At 74.2% G+C, this 18057-nt stretch carries 16 protein-coding genes and 1 pseudogene; 7 read left to right on the top strand and 10 right to left on the bottom strand.

Translation table 11 applies throughout. The features are described 5' to 3' along the window. Positions 1 to 5 precede the first annotated feature (5 nt). From ABT160_RS01515 to ABT160_RS01505, 3 genes are all read left to right on the top strand, one after another. Positions 6 to 938, top strand: a complete 933-nt coding sequence (locus ABT160_RS01515) for an N-acetylmuramoyl-L-alanine amidase (protein ID WP_351642042.1) — start codon at positions 6 to 8, stop codon at positions 936 to 938. A gap of 91 nt (positions 939 to 1029) precedes the next feature. Beyond that, complete coding sequence (locus tag ABT160_RS01510) at positions 1030 to 1818, top strand: DUF5336 domain-containing protein (protein ID WP_351642039.1); 789 nt, start codon at positions 1030 to 1032, stop codon at positions 1816 to 1818. A 102-nt stretch (positions 1819 to 1920) separates the two neighbouring features. Beyond that, on the top strand, positions 1921 to 2940 hold the full coding sequence (locus ABT160_RS01505; RefSeq protein WP_351642037.1) for an LLM class F420-dependent oxidoreductase: 1020 nt from the start codon (positions 1921 to 1923) through the stop codon (positions 2938 to 2940). Between the two features lie 2 nt (positions 2941 to 2942). On the opposite strand, the gene ABT160_RS01500 is transcribed toward ABT160_RS01505, so the two are convergent. Then, positions 2943 to 3443 (bottom strand): hypothetical protein, encoded by a 501-nt coding sequence (locus ABT160_RS01500; RefSeq protein ID WP_351642229.1) that lies wholly within the window; start codon positions 3441 to 3443, stop codon positions 2943 to 2945. A 154-nt stretch (positions 3444 to 3597) separates the two neighbouring features. On the opposite strand from ABT160_RS01500, the gene ABT160_RS01495 reads away from it, so the two are divergent. Continuing rightward, positions 3598 to 3891, top strand: coding sequence for a hypothetical protein (locus ABT160_RS01495; RefSeq protein ID WP_351642035.1), 294 nt, complete (start codon positions 3598 to 3600; stop codon positions 3889 to 3891). 42 nt (positions 3892 to 3933) lie between these two features. Here the strand turns inward: ABT160_RS01495 and ABT160_RS01490 are convergent, their stop codons facing one another. The 3 genes from ABT160_RS01490 to ABT160_RS01480 are packed head-to-tail and all read right to left on the bottom strand — an operon-like array spanning position 3934 to position 7072. Further along, positions 3934 to 5004 (bottom strand): prenyltransferase, encoded by a 1071-nt coding sequence (locus ABT160_RS01490; RefSeq protein ID WP_351642034.1) that lies wholly within the window; start codon positions 5002 to 5004, stop codon positions 3934 to 3936. Beyond that, positions 5001 to 5735: a class I SAM-dependent methyltransferase gene (locus tag ABT160_RS01485; RefSeq protein ID WP_351642032.1), complete on the bottom strand. Its 735-nt coding sequence runs from the start codon at positions 5733 to 5735 to the stop codon at positions 5001 to 5003. Before ABT160_RS01485 ends, ABT160_RS01490 begins: the two co-directional genes overlap by 4 nt. Continuing rightward, complete coding sequence (locus ABT160_RS01480; protein ID WP_351642031.1) at positions 5735 to 7072, bottom strand: glycosyltransferase family 4 protein; 1338 nt, start codon at positions 7070 to 7072, stop codon at positions 5735 to 5737. The genes ABT160_RS01485 and ABT160_RS01480 overlap by 1 nt, the downstream gene beginning before the upstream one ends. Before the next feature lie 196 nt (positions 7073 to 7268). Between ABT160_RS01480 and ABT160_RS01475 the strand changes: the two genes are divergently transcribed. Both ABT160_RS01475 and ABT160_RS01470 read left to right on the top strand, forming a co-directional pair. Beyond that, positions 7269 to 7904: a TetR family transcriptional regulator gene (locus tag ABT160_RS01475; protein ID WP_351642029.1), complete on the top strand. Its 636-nt coding sequence runs from the start codon at positions 7269 to 7271 to the stop codon at positions 7902 to 7904. Between the two features lie 267 nt (positions 7905 to 8171). Then, positions 8172 to 8759: a LuxR C-terminal-related transcriptional regulator gene (locus tag ABT160_RS01470; RefSeq protein WP_351642028.1), complete on the top strand. Its 588-nt coding sequence runs from the start codon at positions 8172 to 8174 to the stop codon at positions 8757 to 8759. A gap of 264 nt (positions 8760 to 9023) precedes the next feature. On the opposite strand, the pseudogene ABT160_RS01465 reads toward ABT160_RS01470, so the two are convergent. From ABT160_RS01465 to ABT160_RS01440, 6 genes and pseudogenes are all read right to left on the bottom strand, one after another. After that, a pseudogene (locus tag ABT160_RS01465) lies at positions 9024 to 10001 on the bottom strand (ATP-binding cassette domain-containing protein); the annotation flags it as partial. Positions 10002 to 10413: 412 nt separating this feature from the next. Next, entirely contained in the window at positions 10414 to 12093 is a 1680-nt protein-coding gene (locus ABT160_RS01460; RefSeq protein ID WP_351642025.1) for an ABC transporter ATP-binding protein, read from the bottom strand. A 105-nt stretch (positions 12094 to 12198) separates the two neighbouring features. Further along, positions 12199 to 12342: a SapB/AmfS family lanthipeptide gene (locus ABT160_RS01455; protein WP_351642023.1), complete on the bottom strand. Its 144-nt coding sequence runs from the start codon at positions 12340 to 12342 to the stop codon at positions 12199 to 12201. Between the two features lie 38 nt (positions 12343 to 12380). Beyond that, on the bottom strand, positions 12381 to 14957 hold the full coding sequence (gene lanKC, locus ABT160_RS01450; protein WP_351642022.1) for a class III lanthionine synthetase LanKC: 2577 nt from the start codon (positions 14955 to 14957) through the stop codon (positions 12381 to 12383). A 165-nt stretch (positions 14958 to 15122) separates the two neighbouring features. Continuing rightward, positions 15123 to 15356, bottom strand: a complete 234-nt coding sequence (locus ABT160_RS01445; protein ID WP_351642020.1) for a ferredoxin — start codon at positions 15354 to 15356, stop codon at positions 15123 to 15125. Beyond that, positions 15356 to 16822: an aldehyde dehydrogenase gene (locus ABT160_RS01440; RefSeq protein WP_351642019.1), complete on the bottom strand. Its 1467-nt coding sequence runs from the start codon at positions 16820 to 16822 to the stop codon at positions 15356 to 15358. The genes ABT160_RS01445 and ABT160_RS01440 overlap by 1 nt, the downstream gene beginning before the upstream one ends. 176 nt (positions 16823 to 16998) lie before the next feature. Between ABT160_RS01440 and ABT160_RS01435 the strand changes: the two genes are divergently transcribed. Then, positions 16999 to 18036, top strand: coding sequence for a Strvi_7410 family MBL fold metallo-hydrolase (locus ABT160_RS01435; RefSeq protein WP_351642018.1), 1038 nt, complete (start codon positions 16999 to 17001; stop codon positions 18034 to 18036). Positions 18037 to 18057 lie beyond the last annotated feature (21 nt).

Raw genomic sequence — 18057 nt, 5'->3', positions numbered from 1 at the left:
GCGAGGTGTCGTACGACGAGCCCCCCACCGCACCCCGCCGTCTCGCCCGCTCCAACCTCGCGATCGCGGCCGCCGCGCTCGTCCCCACCGCCCTGGCCGGCTGGCTGGTGTGGGAGGCGATGAGCGGCCCGGCGAGCAGCGCGCCGCCGCCGAAGGCCGTCGCGCTGCCCGGCGCGACGACGCCCGGCGGCGACGGCAAGTCCGCCGCCACCCCGGACGGCCGGCCGTCCTCCGCCCCCGCGTCCGCCTCCGGCGCCCCGCGCGGGCCGCTGGCCGGTAAGGTCATCGTGATCGACCCCGGCCACAATCCCGGCAATTTCTCCCATTCCCGGGAAATCAATAAGCAAGTGGACATCGGGACCAATCGCAAGGAATGCGACACCACCGGAACGTCGACGAACGCCGGTTACACGGAAGCCGAATTCACCCGCGATGTTTCACAACGTCTCCGCACCCTGCTGCGCGGCCGGGGCGCGACGGTGGAATTCACCTGGGACGGCGACCGGGCCTGGGGCCCGTGCGTGGACGAGCGGGCCAGGATCGGCAACAAGGCGAAGGCCGACGCGGTCGTCTCGGTGCACGCCGACGGCTCGGCGCGTGGCAACCGCGGCTTCCACGTGATCCTTCCGGCCCTGGTCAAGGCGGGTGGCGCGGACAACTCGGCGATCGTGGGGCCGTCCCGGGCGCTCGGCGAGCGGCTCGTCGACCGGTTCGCGCGCGCCACCGGCAGCGCCCGCTCGAACTACGTCGGCGACGGCACCGGCCTCGACGTCCGCAAGGACCTCGGCGGCCTCAACCTCTCGACCGTCCCCAAGGTCTTCATCGAATGCGGCAACATGCGGGACTCCGGGGACGCCGCATTGCTCACGAACCCGGCGTGGCGCCAGAAAGCGGCCCAGGGAATCGCCGACGGCATCGGGACCTTTCTGAAGGGGTAGGTCGGACGGGCGATAGATTCGTCCGTACCATGGGGGGCCGCCCCCGTGCTTCGCGCCACCCCGACGAGACGACCGACGAAGGACATTTCACGTGAACATCCGCTCCCTCACTAGAGGCGATGGCGTGGTGATCGGAGCAGCGGTGCTGCTGTTCATCGCCTCGTTCCTCGGCGTCAGCAGCTGCAGCGGCGCCTTCTGCGACAAGATCGACACCCCGAACGCCTGGGAGTTCTCCCAGCTCGGCTGGGGGTCCTTCTTCCCCGCCATCGCCGGGGCGGCCCTGATCGTCGTGGCGCGCGGGCTGCCGCAGCCCCGCAAGGTGGCGGGCCTGGAGCTGGCGCACATCGGCATCGTGCTCACCGTGGCCTCCGCCTGGACGCTGCTGATGTGGGTCTTCGAGACGGACAACGCGGGCGCGGGCCTGGTCCTCGGCCTGATCGCCGCCCTGGTGCTGGCCGGCGCCGCGGTCGCCACCCCGCTGGTGCCGCCGCTCAAGGCCGCCCTGATGCCGGCCCCGCGCCCGCAGGCGCCGCAGCCCTACGGCCAGCAGCCGCAGGGTGGTTACGGCTACCCGGGCGCCCAGCAGCCCTCGTACGGCGGCCAGCCCGGCCAGCCCCAGCCGTACGGCCAGCAGGCCGCCGCACAGCCGGCCCAGCCGCAGGCGGCCGCCGCCCCGTCGGGCGACTTCGCCCCGTTCTGGTTCGCCGTGCCGGTGGCCCGCCCGCTGTACGCGGAGGACGGCTCGCCCGCGCCGATCGCCGAACTGGCGCCGGGCACCTGGTACCTGGCCGTCGAGCAGCGCGGCCCGGGCCTGGTGGCCCAGACCCAGGACGGCCGCCGCGGCGTCCTGCAGGACACCTCGGGCATCCAGCGCGGCTGATCCGCGCACCCGGTCCACGACGGCCCCCCGCCCTTCCGGGCGGGGGGCCGTTGCCGTACGCTCGCCCCCTGAACTGACGGTCCGTCAGAAAGGTTGTGGGGCATGCGACTCGGACTCGCGCTCGGCTACTGGGGCCGCGGCCCGAACCCCGGCCACCTGCACCTCGCCCAGGAGGCCGAGCGGCTCGGCTACGACTCGGTGTGGACCGCCGAGGCCTGGGGCTCGGACGCCTTCACCCCGCTCACCTGGATCGCCGCGCACACCTCCCGGATCAGGCTGGGCACCGCGGTGGCGCAGATGGCCGCCCGCACCCCCACCGCGACCGCCATGCAGGCCCTGACCCTGGACCACCTCTCCGGCGGCCGGATGATGCTGGGCCTGGGCCTGTCCGGGCCGCAGGTGGTGGAGGGCTGGTACGGGCGGCCGTTCCCGTCCTCGCCGCTGACCGCGACCCGCGAGTACGTCGACGTGATCCGCCAGGTGCTGCGCCGCGAGGGCCCGGTGGAGCTGGCGGGGCGCTTCCACTCCCACCCCTACGCGGGCACCGACGGGCCGCGCGGCACCGGCCTGGGCAAGCCGCTCAAGCCGATCACCCACCCGCTGCGGGCGGACCTGCCGGTGCTGCTCGGCGCGGAGGGCCCCAAGAACGTCGCGCAGACCGTGCGGATCGCCGACGGCTGGCTGCCGCTCTACTGGTCGCCCACCCGCACCGACGCCTACCAGGCTTCCCTGGACGGGCTGCGGGAGGGCTTCCTGATCGCCCCGCTGGTGCGGGCGCAGGTGTGCGACGACGTCGCCGAGGGGCTGCTGCCGGTGAAGGCGATGCTCGGCTTCTACATCGGCGGCATGGGCCACGCGGCCCGCAACTTCCACGCCGACCTGATGGGGCGCATGGGGTACGAGGAGGAGGCGCGGCGCGTCCAGGAGCTGTTCGCGGCCGGGCGCCGCCAGGAGGCGGTGCTCGCGGTGCCGGACGCCTTCGCGGACGAGATCTCGCTGGTGGGCCCGCGGGCCCGGATCGCCGAACGCCTCGACCTGTGGCGCAAGGGCCCGGTGACGGACCTGCTGGCCACGGCACCGGACCCGGAGACGCTCAGAGTGCTGGCGGAGCTGAACTCCTAGTACTACCCGCCCAGTTGGGAGACGCTGGGCACCTTGTCGGTGACCTCGGCGCCCGCGCTCTTCCCGGCACCCTTGACGTCGTTGATCACCTTCTCGAAGGCGCCGACGTCCGCGTCCCCGGCCTCGCCCTTGCGCAGCTTGGTGCCCAGGTCCTTCAGCGACTCGATGCCCGCCGACAGCGGCGCGACCGCCTTGGACAGCAGCTCGTCGCCCTTGGCGTTGTTCACCGCCGCCTTGAGCCTGTTGTACGTGAAGGCGCCCGCCAGGCCCGCCTTGACCAGCGCGAACTTCCGGCCGTCGGCACCGGCCTTGAAGGTGCCCGCGCGGTAGGGCTTGACGATCCACTGGTAGGCGGCGCCCGCCGCCAGGCTCGCGTTGGCCACGAACCGGGTCTTGGCGAACTTCTGCGCCTCGGCCGAGCTGGTGGGCGTCGCGTTGCCGCTCGCGCCGTCCTTGTCGTCGCCGTTGCAGGCGGTGGCGCCGGCGATGAGGGCGCAGGACATCACGAGCGCGACGACCGCGCGGCGCAGCTGACCGGAAACGGGCACGGGAACCTCCCAGGAGCAGTTGGTCCCACACTCGCCCCGGGAGCGCACCGGCGCCACCGGAGCGCGTCCGGACGGGTTTCGCGCCCCGGAAGGCGGCAACACGCCCTCCATGTCCCCTCGTCATCGCAGTGGCAGCAACTCGGCGGCGACGGCCATCGTCGTGATCGCCGACATCATGGCCGTCATCCTCGGCCTGTGGATCCTGATGTACCTGCTGGACGCCAACCGCGCCAACGACCTGGTGAACTTCGTCCAGGACGCGGCACGCTGGCTGGCCGGCTGGTCCTACGACCTGTTCACCTTCGACGAGGCCTGGGCCCGGGTGGTCGCCGGGTACGGGCTCGCGGCCGTGGTGTACCTGCTCGTCGGGCACGCCATCGCCGGCCGGCTGCGCAGGTACTGACCGGTCGGTGAGCCGGGGGCCCGGCCCCCGGACCGCTGCGGCTCAGCAGCAGTCCGGTTCCAGGCCCCTCGGCAGCCGTTCTCCTCCGAAGACGGCGGTGGTCGCCTCGTCCCCCCCGAGCGCGGCCACCGCCAGGAGCAGCGAACCGGCGGTCCAGGTGGTGAGCTCCTCGGGCCAGACGGCCCGGTCGCCCTCGAAGACGTACCCCGTCCAGTACATGCCGCCCTCGGCGCGCAGGTGCTTGATCGACTGCAGCACCTCCAGGGCCCGGTCGGACTCCCCCGTCACCCACAGGGCCAGGGCCAGTTCGCAGCTCTCGCCGCCGGTGACCCACGGGTTGGGCAGCACGCAGCGCACGCCCAGGCCCGGCACCACGAAGTCGTCCCAGCCCTCCTCGATGCGGGCCTTGGCCGCGGCGCCGTCCAGCGCGCCGCCGAGCACCGGGTAGTACCAGTCCATCGAGTAGCGGGACTTGTCCAGGAACCGCTCGGGGTGGCTGCGTATCGCGTGGCCGAGCGCGCCCAGTGCCAGCTCCCAGCCGGGCTGCGGCTCCTCGCGCTCGTCGGCGATGGCCAGCGCGCAGCGCAGCGCCTGGTGGATCGACGAACTCCCGGTCAGCAGCGCGTCGTTGACGGCCGTGCCGTCGTCCTCGCGCTTCCAGCCGATCTGCCCGCCGGGCTGCTGGAGGGCCAGGACGAACTCCACGGCGGCCAGCACCACGGGCCACATCCGGTCCAGGAACGCCTCGTCGCCGGTGGCCAGGTAGTGGTGCCAGACGCCGACGGCGACGTACGCGACGAAGTTGGTCTCCCGGCCGCGGTCGGTGACCTGCCCGGCGTCGCCGTCGTGGTAGGCGGCGTACCAGGAGCCGTCCTCGTTCTGGTGCTCGGCCAGCCAGGCGTAGGCGCGGGCCGCCGCCTCGTGCTCGCCGGCCGCGTCCAGGGCCATCGCGGCCTCGGTGTGGTCCCACGGGTCCAGGTGGTGGCCGCGGAACCACGGGACGGCCCCGTCCGCGCGCTGGGCGGCCAGGATCCCGGCGACGGTCTCGGCGGCCTGCTCGGCGGTCAGCACGCCGGGCAGGACGAGGTGCTCGGTACGCTCCGGCGAGGTCACTTGGCGGCGTCCACCGGCAGGTGGGGCTTGGTCGCGTAGGCCACGAAGCTCTTGCCCATCACGGGGTTGAGCGCCTGCTCGGCGAGCCGGGTGGCCAGCGGCTTCTTCATGATGTCCCAGACGAGCAGCTTGTGGTACGCGCGCACCGGCAGGGCCTTGTCGTTGTCCACGCCGAAGGCGCACTTGAGCCACCAGTACGGCGAGTGCAGCGCGTGGGCGTGGTGGGTGCCGTACGGCTTCAGGCCCGCCTCGCGGATCTTGGCGACCAGCTCGTCGGCCTTGTAGATGCGGATGTGCCCGCCCTCGACCTCGTGGTACGCGTCGGAGAGCGTCCAGCAGACCTTCTCGGGGCCGTACCGGGGCACGGTGATCGCGATCCGGCCGCCGGGCCTGAGGACCCGGACCATCTCGGCGAGCACGCCCTTGTCGTCGGGGATGTGCTCCATCACCTCGGAGATGATCACCACGTCGAACGAGGCGTCGGGGAAGGGCAGGTTGAGCGCGTCGCCCTCCATCGCGGTGGCGGTGGCGCCCGCCGGGGCCTCGCCGGCCTCCTTCATCGCCGCGAACCACTTGGCGACCTCGCGGATCTCCTCGCCGTTCTGGTCCAGGGCGACCACCTGCGCGCCGCGCCGGTAGCACTCGAAGGCGTGCCGGCCCGCGCCGCAGCCCAGGTCGAGGACGCGGTCGCCCGGGGCGAGCGGGAAGCGGGTGAAGTCGACGGTCAGCATCAGGCGTTGCTCCCAGTGGGGGTGCTCGTGGTTCGGCTGTGGGCGGCTCGGGCGGCGATCGCCTCGCGGTACAGCTCCGCGGTCCCCTGGGCGGCCCTGGCCCAGGTGAACCGGTCGAGCACCCGCTGCCGCCCGGCCGCGCCGAGGCGGCGGCGCAGGTCCTCGTCGGCGAGCAGCCGGCCGAGCGCCCCGGCGAGGGCGCCCGCGTCGCCCGGCGGCACCGCCAGGCAGGTCTCGCCGTCGGGCCCGGCGACCTCGGGGATGGCCCCGCCGGTGGTGGCGACGAGCGGGGTCCCGGTGGCCATGGCCTCGGCGGCGGGCAGCGAGAAGCCCTCGTAGAGCGAGGGGACGCAGGAGATCTGCGCGGAGCGGACCAGGTCGACGAGCTCGGCGTCGCTGATGCCCTTGACGAACTCCACGGCGCCTTCCAGCCCGTACTTCTCGATGGCGCGGGCGACCGGGCCGTCCTCGGCGCGCTTGCCCACGACGACCAGGTGGGCGCCGGGGTGCTCGGTGCGCAGCTTGGCGAGCGCCTCCACCAGGTGGACCAGGCCCTTGAGCGGGACGTCGGCGCTGGAGGTGGTGACGATGCGGCCGGGGACCTCGGGGACCGACGCGTCGGGCGACCACAGGTCGGTGTCGGCGCCGATGTGGACGACCCGGATGCGCTCGGGGCGCACCCCGAGGTGGTCGACGATCTCCTGGCGGGAGGAGCCGGAGACGGTGAGCACCGAGGGCAGCCGGCGGGCGACGCGCTTCTGCATGCGGGTGAAGGCGTACCAGCGGCGGACCGAGGCGCGGCGCTTGAGGTCGGGGGCGGCGTCCAGCTCCAGCTGCCGGTCGACGGTGATCGGGTGGTGGATGGTGGTCACCAGCGGGGCGCCGAGGCCGCCGAGGAGGCCGTAGCCGAGGGTCTGGTTGTCGTGGACGACGTCGAACTGCCCGGCGCGGGCGGCCAGGTGGCGGCGGGCGCGCAGCGAGAAGGTGAGCGGCTCGGGGAAGCCGCCGGTCCACATGGTGGCGACTTCCAGGGCGTCGACCCAGTCGCGGTACTCGCCGCGCCCGGGGGTGCGGAACGGGTCGGGCTGGCGGTACAGGTCGAGGCTGGGCAGCTCGGTGAGCGGGACGCCCTCGTCGAGCACCGGGTAGGGCTGGGAGCCGATGACCTCGACGCGGTGGCCGAGGCGGGCGAGCTCGCGCGAGAGGTGCCGCACGTAGACGCCCTGGCCGCCGCAGAACGGGTTGCCCTTGTACGTCAGGAGGGCGATGCGCAGGGGTCGGTCCCCGTCGCCCGTGGCACCGGCACGGGGGCCCGTCTCTATGGCCTCTGCGGTCACTCGCGGCCCCCTTCTCGCAGCGTGTTCGCGGGAGCGTAACCGCTCGCGCTAATCTAGAACAAGTTACAGACTTGATCGTTCGAGGAGCTTCGAATCTACCGGCAGGTAGCGCCCCTGTAAGGGCTGGATCAGGTGATTCGCGCCACGACCGGTGCCCCGCCATACTGTCGCGAACCGATGCCACGGAACGGGACCCATGCCTGCGGAAGCCAAGCCCACGTCGCCGCCCCTGACGGAGCGCCAGGAAGCGCGCCGGCGGCGCATCCTGCACGCCAGCGCGCAGCTCGCCAGCAGGGGCGGCTTCGACGCGGTGCAGATGCGCGAGGTGGCCGAGGCGGCCGGGGTCGCGCTGGGCACGCTCTACCGCTACTTCCCCTCCAAGATCCACCTCCTGGTCGCCACCATGCAGGACCAGCTCGGCCACATGCACACCACGCTGCGCAAGCGGCCCCCGGCCGGGGACGCGGCGGCCGAGCGGGTCGCCGAGACCCTGATGCGGGCCTTCCGGGCGCTCCAGCGCGAGCCGCACCTGGCGGACGCCATGGTGCGGGCGCTGACCTTCGCCGACCGCAGCGTGAGCCCGGAGGTCGACACCGTCTCCCGGCAGACCACGCTGATCATCCTGGACGCGATGGGCCTGGAGGACCCGACCCCGCAGCAGCTGTCGGCGGTCCGGGTCATCGAGCACACCTGGCACTCGGCGCTGATCACCTGGCTCTCGGGCCGGGCCTCGATCGCGCAGGTGAAGATCGACATCGAGACGGTCTGCCGGCTGATCGACCTCACCGACCCCGGGCCGGCGTCCGGCTCCGGTCGCGCTTCCGGCCACTGAGCGCTTTCCGGCCACCTCCTCCTCCGCTTCCCGGCGTCCCGGCCCCGGTGCACCCGGGCCCACCTCACACTGTCTCCTGGCCCGCACCAGGGCCCGTCATTCCGTGCGTACGCCCATGCGCCCGCTTCGGCTCGGTGCGCGGGGCGTGCGCCCCCCGTACCACCCGTTGGCCGGTTCCCCGGGCCCGTGCCAGGGGTACTCGCCGCTAGGAATGATTCGCGTGCGAAATGAAGCAACCGGGTAAGCGGGGAGCTGAGGGGACTGAACGTGATCCGGGTACTTCTGGTGCACGATGTCGGACTGCTGAGATCGGCGCTGGCCCAGCGCCTGGCCGTCGAGACGGACTTCGAAGTCGCGCACACCCCATGGAGCACCGCGCCCTCCCGGGCGCGGTCCTTAGGCCCCGACGTGTGCGCGGTGGACCTGGAGTGTACGGAGTCGTACGGCATCGCCCCGCTGGGCGAGCTGTGCGACCGCAGGCTCCTGGTGATAGCCGCCGCCCACCGGCCCGGCCCGCTGCGGCGGGCCGTGGAGGCACAGGCACTGGGGTTCGTCGACCGGGACGGGACGCCGGAACAGCTCGTGCAGGGCATACGGCAGGTGGCCCGCGGGAAGCGCTTCGTCACCGACTCGCTCGGTTTCGGCTTCCTGCGGGCCGCCGAGATGCCGCTGACCAGACGTGAGCTGAGCGTGCTCTCACTGGCGGCCGGCGGCGCCTCCATCTCCGACATCGCGCACAGCCTGCACCTGTCCAACGGCACGGTGCGCAACTACATGGCGGCGATCACCCGGAAGACCGGGGCCCGCAACCGGGTCGACGCCATCCGCATCTCCCGGGGGGAGGGTTGGCTCTGACAGGCCCGTCAGCTCGCGGTAGAACGCCGAGTCCGCGAGCAGCTCCCGGTGCGTGCCCCGGTACGCGCGGGAGCCGTCGAGCAGCAGGACCCGGTCCGCCCGGCGGGCCGAGCCCGGCCGGTGGGCCACCACCACCAGGGTCGTGCCGGGGCGGGCGGCGAACGCCCGCTCGGCGCGGGCCTCCGCCGCCGGGTCCAGGTGACAGGTCGCCTCGTCGAGCAGCACCACCGGCGCCGGGGTGACGTACGCCCTGGCCAGGGCGATCAACTGGCGCTCCCCGGCCGAGAGACCGGCAGGGGCCAGCGTCGCGCCGAGCCCGCCGAGCCGCTCCACGAGACGGTCCGCGCCGACCGCCTCGACGGCCGCCCGCAGCTCCGCGTCGCCCGGGGGCAGGGGGCACAGGTGGACGAGGTTGTCGCGGACGGAGGCGGTGAAGACGTACGCCTCCTGCGGTACGAGGACCCGGTCGCCGCTGATCGACACCTCCCCCTCCCCGGGGCGCAGGACTCCGGCGACCAGCGCGGTCAGCGTGGACTTGCCGATGCCGCTGGGGCCGACCACCGCGAGGTGCCCGCCGCGCGGCACCGACAGGTCCAGGCGGTCCAGGACCGGGGCGGCCCCGGGCCCGTACGCGAAGGTGACGCCGCGCAGCCGGATCGCCTCCGGCACCGGGGTGAGCGGCAGCGGCCCGGACGGCTCGGGCGCCCGCACCGACAGGCGGCGCAGCACCACCGCGAGCCGGGCGCCCGAGGTGCCCAGGCCCTGGGTGAGGGCGCTCAGGGCGGGCGCCAGCGACTGGGTGAGGTAGGCCAGCGCGCCGACCAGGGCGCCCGCGGTGACCCCCTGGCGCAGCAGCCAGGGCGCCGTCGCGAGGAGCAGCACCACCGGCAGCCGCCCGCCGACGGCGACGGCGAGGACCCGCACCGCGCTCCAGCGGGCCAGCACCCGGGCGGCGGCGTACTCCGCCTCGATCCGGTGCTCCCCCGCCGCGGCGGCCCGCTCCTCGCCCCCGGCCGCCGTGATGTCCCGCAACCCGCCGGTGACCAGGGCCAGTTCGGCGGCCAGCCGCTCGTCGGCGACCAGGAAGTCCTGCTGCCTGCGGGCCAGCGGGCGCAGCGTGAGCAGGAACAGCGCCAGGCCCGCCAGCAGCGGCGCGAGCACCAGCGGCAGCAGCACCGGCGCCAGCGAGGCCAGGCCGATCAGCGCCCCGGCGGCGGACAGCACGAAGGTGCGGGCGACCATCACCAGGCCGCCGAAGGTGTCCCGGGCGATCTCCACCTGGTGGGTGAGCCGGGAGACCGCCGCGTCGTCGGCGTCCCGCAGCGCCCGGCGCACCACCCGGCGCACCAGGTCGTCGCGGAGCGGCTCGGTCAGGTCGGCGACCACCAGGTGCACCCGGCCGGTGCCGTACGCGCCGAGCAGCACGGCGGCCCCGGCGGCGGCCAGCCAGCCGAGCCCGGTGCCGGGCCGCCCGGCCAGGAAGCCGCCGTCCAGCGCCCGGGCCAGGGCGAAGCCGAGCAGGAAGACCTGGCCGCCCTCCAGGGCCGACCAGGCGAGCAGCCGGACCAGGACCGGCCCGCGCAGCACCGCCCGCAGCGGTCCCGCCGCCCCGGCTTCCTGCCGCTCCTTCCCAGGACCCTTCACCGTGTCCTGTTCAGGACCCTTCACCGTGCGCCCCGCCGTCATCGCGCTCCCCCTCGGCGGCGAACACCGCCCGGTAGTCCTCCTCGTCCCGCCACAGGCGCGCGTGCGAGCCCACCGCCCGCACCCGGCCCCCCTCCAGCCAGACCACCGCGTCGGCCCGGGCGGCCGTGGCCGGGCGGTGCGCGGTGATCAGCCGGGTGTGCCCGGAGCGCAGCAGCGCGTCGGTCACCTTCAGCTCGGTCGCCGAGTCCAGGCTGGACGTGGCGTCGTCCAGCACGAGCAGCCGCACCGGGTGGGCGAACGCCCGTGCCAGGCCCAGGCGTTGCAGCTCTCCGCCGGAGAGCGGGGCCCGCGCGCAGGGCGTGCCGTAGCCGTCGGGCAGCCGGCGCACGAAGTCGTCGGCGCAGGCGGCCCTGGCGGCCCTGATCACGTCGCGGCGCCCCGGGTCGTGGGTGCCGAAGGCGAGGGTGTCGCCGATGGTCTCCCCCAGCAGCACCGGCCGGTCGAAGGCCTGGCCCACCGCGCGGCGCAGCGTCCCGCGCGACAGCCGGTCCAGCGGCACCCCGTCCAGCAGGACGGTTCCCCGGTCCGGGTCGGCGAGCCGGCCGGCCAGCTCGGCGAGCTGCGACTTGCCGCTGCCGGAGCGGCCGACCACGGCGACGGCCGCGCCGCCGGGCACCGTCAGGTCCACCTCGCGCAGCACGCCCCGGCTGACCCCGCGCAGCTCCAGGCGCCCCGGGCCCGGCGGCAGCCGCAGCGACCCGTGCTCCGGGACCGGCAGCGCGGCCAGCTCGTCCAGGCGGCGGGTCGCGGCGCGCGCCCTGACCAGCGCGTTGAGCCGGCCGACCAGCACTCCGGTGCCGGTGGCGAGCACCCCGTACCGCCAGGCGGCGACGACCCCGCCGACGGTGAGCCCGTGCTGGGCCAGGCGCAGTCCGGCGACGGCGATGACGGCGAGCTGGAGCAGCGGCAGCAGGGCGGCGGCCTGGGCGGTGGAGCGGCCGATCACCCGCCACATCAGGTGTCCCTGGCGGGAGAGTTCGGCCAGCGGGGCCAGCACCCGGGCCTCGTCGCGGTCGTGGGTGCCGGAGGCGGCGATGGTGCGGGCGCCGCGCACGGCCTCCAGGAGCCGTTCGGCGAGTTCGCCCTGGGCGGTCAGGTAGCGGGCACCGTTCTCGCCGGAGGCGCGTACGAACACCTTCAGGAGCACGGCGAGCAGCGGCAGTCCGGCGACCACCACCAGCGCCGTCCACACGTCGAGCAGGAACAGGGCGACCAGGCCGCCCAGCGGGGTGAGGACCGCGGCGACGGTGGCCGCGGCGGCGCCGGGCACGGTGCCGGCCTGGGCGGCGTTGCCGGTGAGCCGGGCGACGGTGTCACCGGGGCGGGCGCCTCCGGCGGGTCCCGCGTCGATCACGCGCCGCAGCACCCGGCCGCGCAGCCAGGCCGTGGTGCGGGCGTCCAGGGTGCCGGTGACGACGCCGTCCACGGCGTCCAGGGCGACGGCGGCGCACACCACGAGCACCGTCCAGGTGAGCCAGGGGTCCGCGGGGCGCCCGGAGACGAGCAGGTCGAGGGTGCGGCCCAGCAGGGCCGGCAGGGCGAGCGCGGCGGCGGACTGGCCGCAGGTCAGCAGGAGGACGAGCAGGGCGCGGGCGGCTCCGTGGCGGACGCTGGCGCGCAGGGACAAGGCAACCCCCACGAAGCGGTGAGGCGGGACGGTCCGGACGGCGGCAGCGGAGAGGGCCCCGGGCGGCGAGCGGTGCCACCCGGGGCCGAACTCACTGGGTCTGCGTCAGAGGCAGAGCAGCTGGCTCAGGTGGCTGTTGGTGTCACAGAGCAGCAGGCTCGCGGTGCTGTTGTCGCCACCGCCGCCGCCACCGCCGCCGTGGCCGTGGGTCTCGGGGGTGTCCATCTTCTGCAGGTCCAGAAGCGCCATGGTGCTCTCCTTCACAACTGCGTCCGTGGGGACGGGATTCACTGCGGTTCGACCCCGGTCGGGGCCGTCTGTGGGGCCGCCTCCTCGGTGAGGGGCGGCAGGAAGGGCAGCGAGGGGCGCGCGGCGTCGCGCGCGGCTGCCGCCGCGAGCAGGACGCCCGCGGTTCCGGTGGCCAGGTCCATGGACAGGCGCATCATCTGCTCGCCCGGGAAGGCGAGGTGCCCGGCGTGGGGCACGGCGTACCAGTCCAGTGCGGCCAGTTGGTCGTCGAGTCCGGCGGCGCGGGTGCGCGCCAGGTGCAGGACCATGCCGGCGCGGCCGTTGAAGAGGTTCGGCTGCGCGTAGTAGCGGGAGCGGGCGGCCAGCAGGGCGCCCTCGCGGGCCCGGGCGAACTCCTCGTCGGGGCGGTGGCGCAGGTAGTCGTCGAGGACGAGCCCGACGCCGACGCTGCCGGAGGCGAGGTAGGGCATGCCGCGGTTGCCCTCGTCGACCTGGAGGACGCCGTGGCGGTTGGTGGTGCAGCGGGCCAGGTCGTGGCGGAGCGCGTCGGCGGCGTGGTCGAGCAGGGCGGCGTCGCCGGTGCTCTCGTACAGCCGCAGCAGGAACAGGGCGACGCCGCTGGATCCGCGCAGCAGTCCGTTGAGCTTGCCGTGCGCCGGGCGCGAGGTCAGCACGTCGGCGGCCTCCAGGGCCTCGCCGCGCAGTCCGAGGGAGTCGAGGACCAGGCCGATCCCGGCGAGCCCGCCGTGCAGTTCGGGGGCGAGCCTGAGCCACTTCTCGTCCAGGACGCGGCCGATCAGCTCGCGGGCGCGCTCGGCGTGGCCGAGCCGGTCGAGTACGTACGCGACGCCGGCCATGCCGTCGTACAGGCCCAGCGGGGTGCCGGTCGGCGGCGGGTCGGTGTGGTCGAGGAGCCACTGCTCGCCCTCCTCGTAGCGTCCGGCGCCGGCCTCGGCGAGGGCGTACAGGACCCCGGCGGCGCCGTGCGCGAGGCCGAGTCCGCCGCCGTCGGCGAACTGGGCGATGTCGCCGGGGAACAGCCGGTCGTCGCGGCCGGGCGTGGCGGAGGCCAGGATCGCGGCGGCCATCGAGTCGCGGACCTCGGGCCAGGGCGAGGCGGCGGTGCGCACCGGCAGGTAGGGGGCGCCGCCGTCCGGTTCGGGGGCGATGACCGCGACCGCCTCGGCGAGGTAGGCCGGGGGCAGGTCGGGGAACGACTCCCGGGCCACGTGGGCCAGGTGGGCGGCCTTGCCCCGGTCGACGACGAACAGCGAGGTCATCGGCAGGAACAGAGCGAGCCGCAGGCAGGCGAGTGCGTAGCGGTCCACCTCGAACCCCTCGCGGTCACCCGGCGCGATGAATCCGGGATGGGCCATCGCCTGCCCGCGGTGCTCCCCCACTGGGGTCGCGGCCTCGAAATCGAGGAGTCGTACGCCCTGTTCGTCGGGGTCCACCATGATGTTGAACATGTGGAGGTCGTTGAAGACGATGCCGCGTTCGTGGACGGCCGCGACGGCCTCCTCGACCGCGCCCAGGACCCGCAGCGCCCACCGGGTGTAGTCGGCGACGGCCTCGGGGTCGGGGTCGACGGCGATCAGCGGGTGGCGCTGGGCGAAGAAGGAGTTGAGGGTGCGGCCCTCCAGGAAGTCCATCACCAGGAAGCGGTGGTCGCCGAGGGTGAACCAGTCGCGTACCCGGGGGGCGACGCCGGTGCCGTCGAGGGCCTCCAGGGCCGCCTTCTCGCGCTCCAGGCGGGTCACCGCGTCGGCCCCGTCGGCGGCGAGCCCGGCGTGCGGGCGGGCCTCCTTGAGGACGACCTGCTCGCCGGTGCGGGTGTCGGTGCCGGCGTAGACGCCGCCGCCGTTGGAGAAGTGCAGGGCGCGCTCGATGCGGTAGGGCAGGTCGCTGACGGTGGTCGCGTTGCGCGCTTCGAGCTGGGGCGCCAGGAACTCGGGCAGCTCGACCCAGTCGGGGAGCTGGAAGACGGGGTCCCTGCGGTCGGGGACCAGGACGCCGTCGGGGTTCTCGATCGCGGGGACGAGCAGGCCGTTGTCGTCGACGCAGTGGCGGGCCAGGAAGCCCCCGTAGCGGACGTAGAGCGGTCCCTCGTTCCAGCGCAGGTCGGTGAGGACGTACGGGCCCTGCTGGCCGTCGAGCAGTCCGCCGAGCTCTTCGAGCACCTGCTTCAGCTCGGCGTCGTCGGCGGGGTAGAGGGTGGCGAACTTGCCGCTGGAACCGCGCCCCGCGTACTTGGAGTTGCGCAGGTGCAGCGGGCGCCGTCCGGGTACGAGCTTGAAGGGCAGGGCCCTGGGCACGCAGTAGTCCCGGACGACGTCGGCTATGTGCTCGGCGTTGTCGAGCCGGGCCGAGACGTGGATCTTCCAGCCCTGGGCGGGGCGCAGCACCCGGCCGGGCACCGCGTCGGGCAGGAAGTGCAGCCAGTCGCCCTTGAGTTCGTGCCGCCAGCCCTCGGGCAGCGGCCGCTCGGCGGCGGCGAAGAGCGTGCCGCCGGCGGCGGGTGCGGAGCCGGTGCGGCCGCGCGCACCGGACAAGCGGTCCGGGGTCTCGTAGAACCGCCTGTCCCCCAGGCAGTAGACCTCGTACCGCTTGTCCATGGTGTGCTTCCCCCCTCGTGGGCCTCATCGGCGTGGCAATGAGATTTCCACGCCGGGAGGAGGGGGGACAGTCGCTCTTGTCACGAGGTGACCGTGCGATACGCACGCGTTAATTTCTGTTTCGGGCGTGTTCGAACGACCTCTCAGGACACGGTACTTCGAGGGTCACTCCTCGGGCGGGAACACCGGCTCCCCGCTGCCCAGGAGCGTGATCAGGATGGCCTCGACCGGGCAGCCCTCGGCCGCCGCCAGTACCTTCTCGTTGGCGTCGGTGTCCGGATGCACCGGGTGGGACTGGCGGGCGGAGTCCAGGGTGAAGCCGTCCGGGGCGTGTCCGACGCACTGGCCGGAGCCGATGCAGACGCCCCGGTCGACCTCCACCCGCCAGCGGTCGCCCATCAGGCACCCCCGGCCTGGTAGCCGGCGGGCAGGTGGATCATCTTGTGCTCCAGGTACTCGCTCAGGCCCTCGGGGCCGAACTCCCTTCCCAGGCCGGAGTTCTTGTAGCCGCCGAAGGGGCCGAGCATGTCGAGGCTGAAGGTGTTGACGTTGTACGTGCCGGTGCGCACCCCGCGCGCGAAGTCGATGCCGCGCTCGGTGTCGCCGGTCCACACGCTGCCGCTGAGCCCGTAGTCGGAGTCGTTGGCGAGCTTGAGGGCCTCGGCCTCGTCGCCGTACGGGATGAGGCAGATGACGGGCCCGAAGATCTCCTCGCGGGCGATCCGCATGGAGTTGTCGACCCCGCCGAACAGGGTCGGCTCCACGTACCAGCCGCGCTCCAGGCCCGCGGGCCGTCCGCCGCCGGTGAGGAGCTTGGCGCCCTCCTCCTGGCCGATGCGGATGTAGTCCAGGGAGCGCTGCTGCTGCCGCTTGGCGACCAGCGGGCCGATCTGGGTGGCCGGGTCGAGCGGGTCGCCGACCTTCAGGGCGCCCGCGGCGGCGGCGAGCGCCTCGGCGACCTCGTCGTAGCGGGAGCGGGGCGCGAGGACGCGGGTCTGGGCCACGCAGGCCTGGCCGTTGTTCATCCAGGCGGCCGGGACGATCCCGGCGACGGCGGCGTCGAGGTCGGCGTCGGGCAGGACCACCGCGGCGGACTTGCCGCCGAGTTCCAGGGTGACCCGGGTGAGGTTGCGGCTGGCGACCTCCATCACGCGCTTGCCCGCGGCGACCGAGCCGGTGAAGGACACCTTGTCGACGCCGGGGTGCCCGACCAGGTACTCGCTGACCTCGCGGTCGGCGGGCAGGATCGACAGGACGCCCTCGGGCAGCCCGGCCTCGCGGGCGATGTCGCCGAGGATGTACGAGTCGAGCGGCGACTCGGGCGAGGGCTTGAGCACCGCCGTGCAGCCGGCCAGCAGCGCGGGCGCCAGCTTGGCGGCGGCCACGAACTGCGGGACGTTCCACGGGATGACGGCGGCCACCACGCCGACCGGCTCGCGGCGGACCAGGATGGGCCCGAGGACCCCGGCGCGCTGCCCCTCGTACGGGAAGTCGCGGGCGACGGAGATGGCGGCGTCCCACACCATCATCGCGCCGAGCGCCTGGGCGAGGACGCTCCAGGAGTACGGGGAGCCGTTCTGCGAGGAGATCGAGCGGGCGATCTCCTCGTGGCGCACGGCGATGGCGTCCTTGATCCGGGTGACCACCTCGATGCGCTCGTCGAGCGTCATGCGGGGCCAGGGCCCCTCGTCGAAGGCGCGGCGGGCGGCGGCGACGGCCCGGTCGACGTCGGCCTCGGCCGCGTGCGGGACGCGGCCGATGACCTCCTCGGAGTGGGGCGAGACCACCTCGATGACGCCGCTGCCGAGCGGATCCGCCAACTCCCCGCCGATGAACAGTTGTCCGTGCTCCACAAGCTCGGTCATGACTGACCCTCCCTGACGGCGTTTCAGAACTGATACCAGTTCTAGTTCGCACAGTCCACGGCCCGGACGGGCCGAAACCCCAGGCAGAGTCGTCTACTTGGGCGACCATTGGAACGGGTTTCAGTTATCGTGGTGGGGCCGGCCGGACGCCGGACGACGGCCGAGAGGGGACGCGCATGTCAGGGGTCATCGACCACGGCGGGGGCGTCTGGTCCCTGCGCGTGCCCATCCCGGACAACCCGCTGGGCCACACCCTGGTGCACGTCCTGGACACCGACCGCGGCCCCGTCCTGATCGACACCGGCTGGGACGACCCCGGCTCCTGGGACGCGCTCGCCGAGGGCCTCGCCGCCGTCGGCACCTCCCCCGGCGAGGTGCACGGCGTGGTCGTCACCCACCACCACCCCGACCACCACGGCCTGTCCGGCAAGGTCAGGGAGGCCTCCGGCGCCTGGATCACCATGCACCCCGCCGACTCCGCGGTGGTGCGCCGCACCCGCGAGGCCGAGCCCGGCACCTGGCTCGCCTACCTCGCCGACAAGCTGGAGGCGGTCGGCGCCCCGCCCGGCCACACCGACCCGCTGCGCGCCGCCCGCGCCGCCGGACGCGGCCACAAGCTGCCCGGGCTGCGCGCCGCGCTGCCCGACCGCGAGATCGTCCCCGGCGAGCTCCTGGACCTGGCCGGGCGGCGGCTGCGCGCGGTCTGGACGCCCGGGCACACCCCCGGGCATGTCTGCCTGCACCTGGAGGAGGAGCACCCGGCCGGACTCGCCGGGAACGGGCGGCTGTTCAGCGGCGACCACCTGCTCCCCGGGATCACCCCGCACGTCGGCCTGTACGAGGACCCCGACAGCGACACGGTCACCGACCCCCTCGGCGACTACCTGGCCTCCCTGGAGCGCATCGGCCGCCTGGGCGTCGCCGAGGTGCTCCCGGCCCACCAGCACGCCTTCGCCGACGCGGCGGGCCGGGTGCGCGAGCTCCTGGAGCACCACGAGGAGCGGCTGGCCGACCTGCGGCGGTTGCTGGCCGCGCCGCTCACGCCCTGGCAGCTGGCCGAGCGGATGGAGTGGAACAGGCCCTGGGAGCAGATCCCGTACGGCTCGCGCAACATCGCCGTCTCCGAGGCCGAGGCCCATCTGCGCAGGCTGGTCAAGCTCGGGCACGCCGAGGCGGTGCCGGGCAGCGACCCGGTGGCGTACGCCGCGGTCTGACCCCGGCGGCGGGCGCCCGGG

Origin of the sequence: Streptomyces sp. NPDC001941 (genome assembly GCF_040296945.1) — a bacterium.
GTDB lineage: Bacteria > Actinomycetota > Actinomycetes > Streptomycetales > Streptomycetaceae > Streptomyces.
Note: the sequence above shows the minus strand (reverse complement) of the source record. Positions and strands in the feature narration are given on the sequence as shown.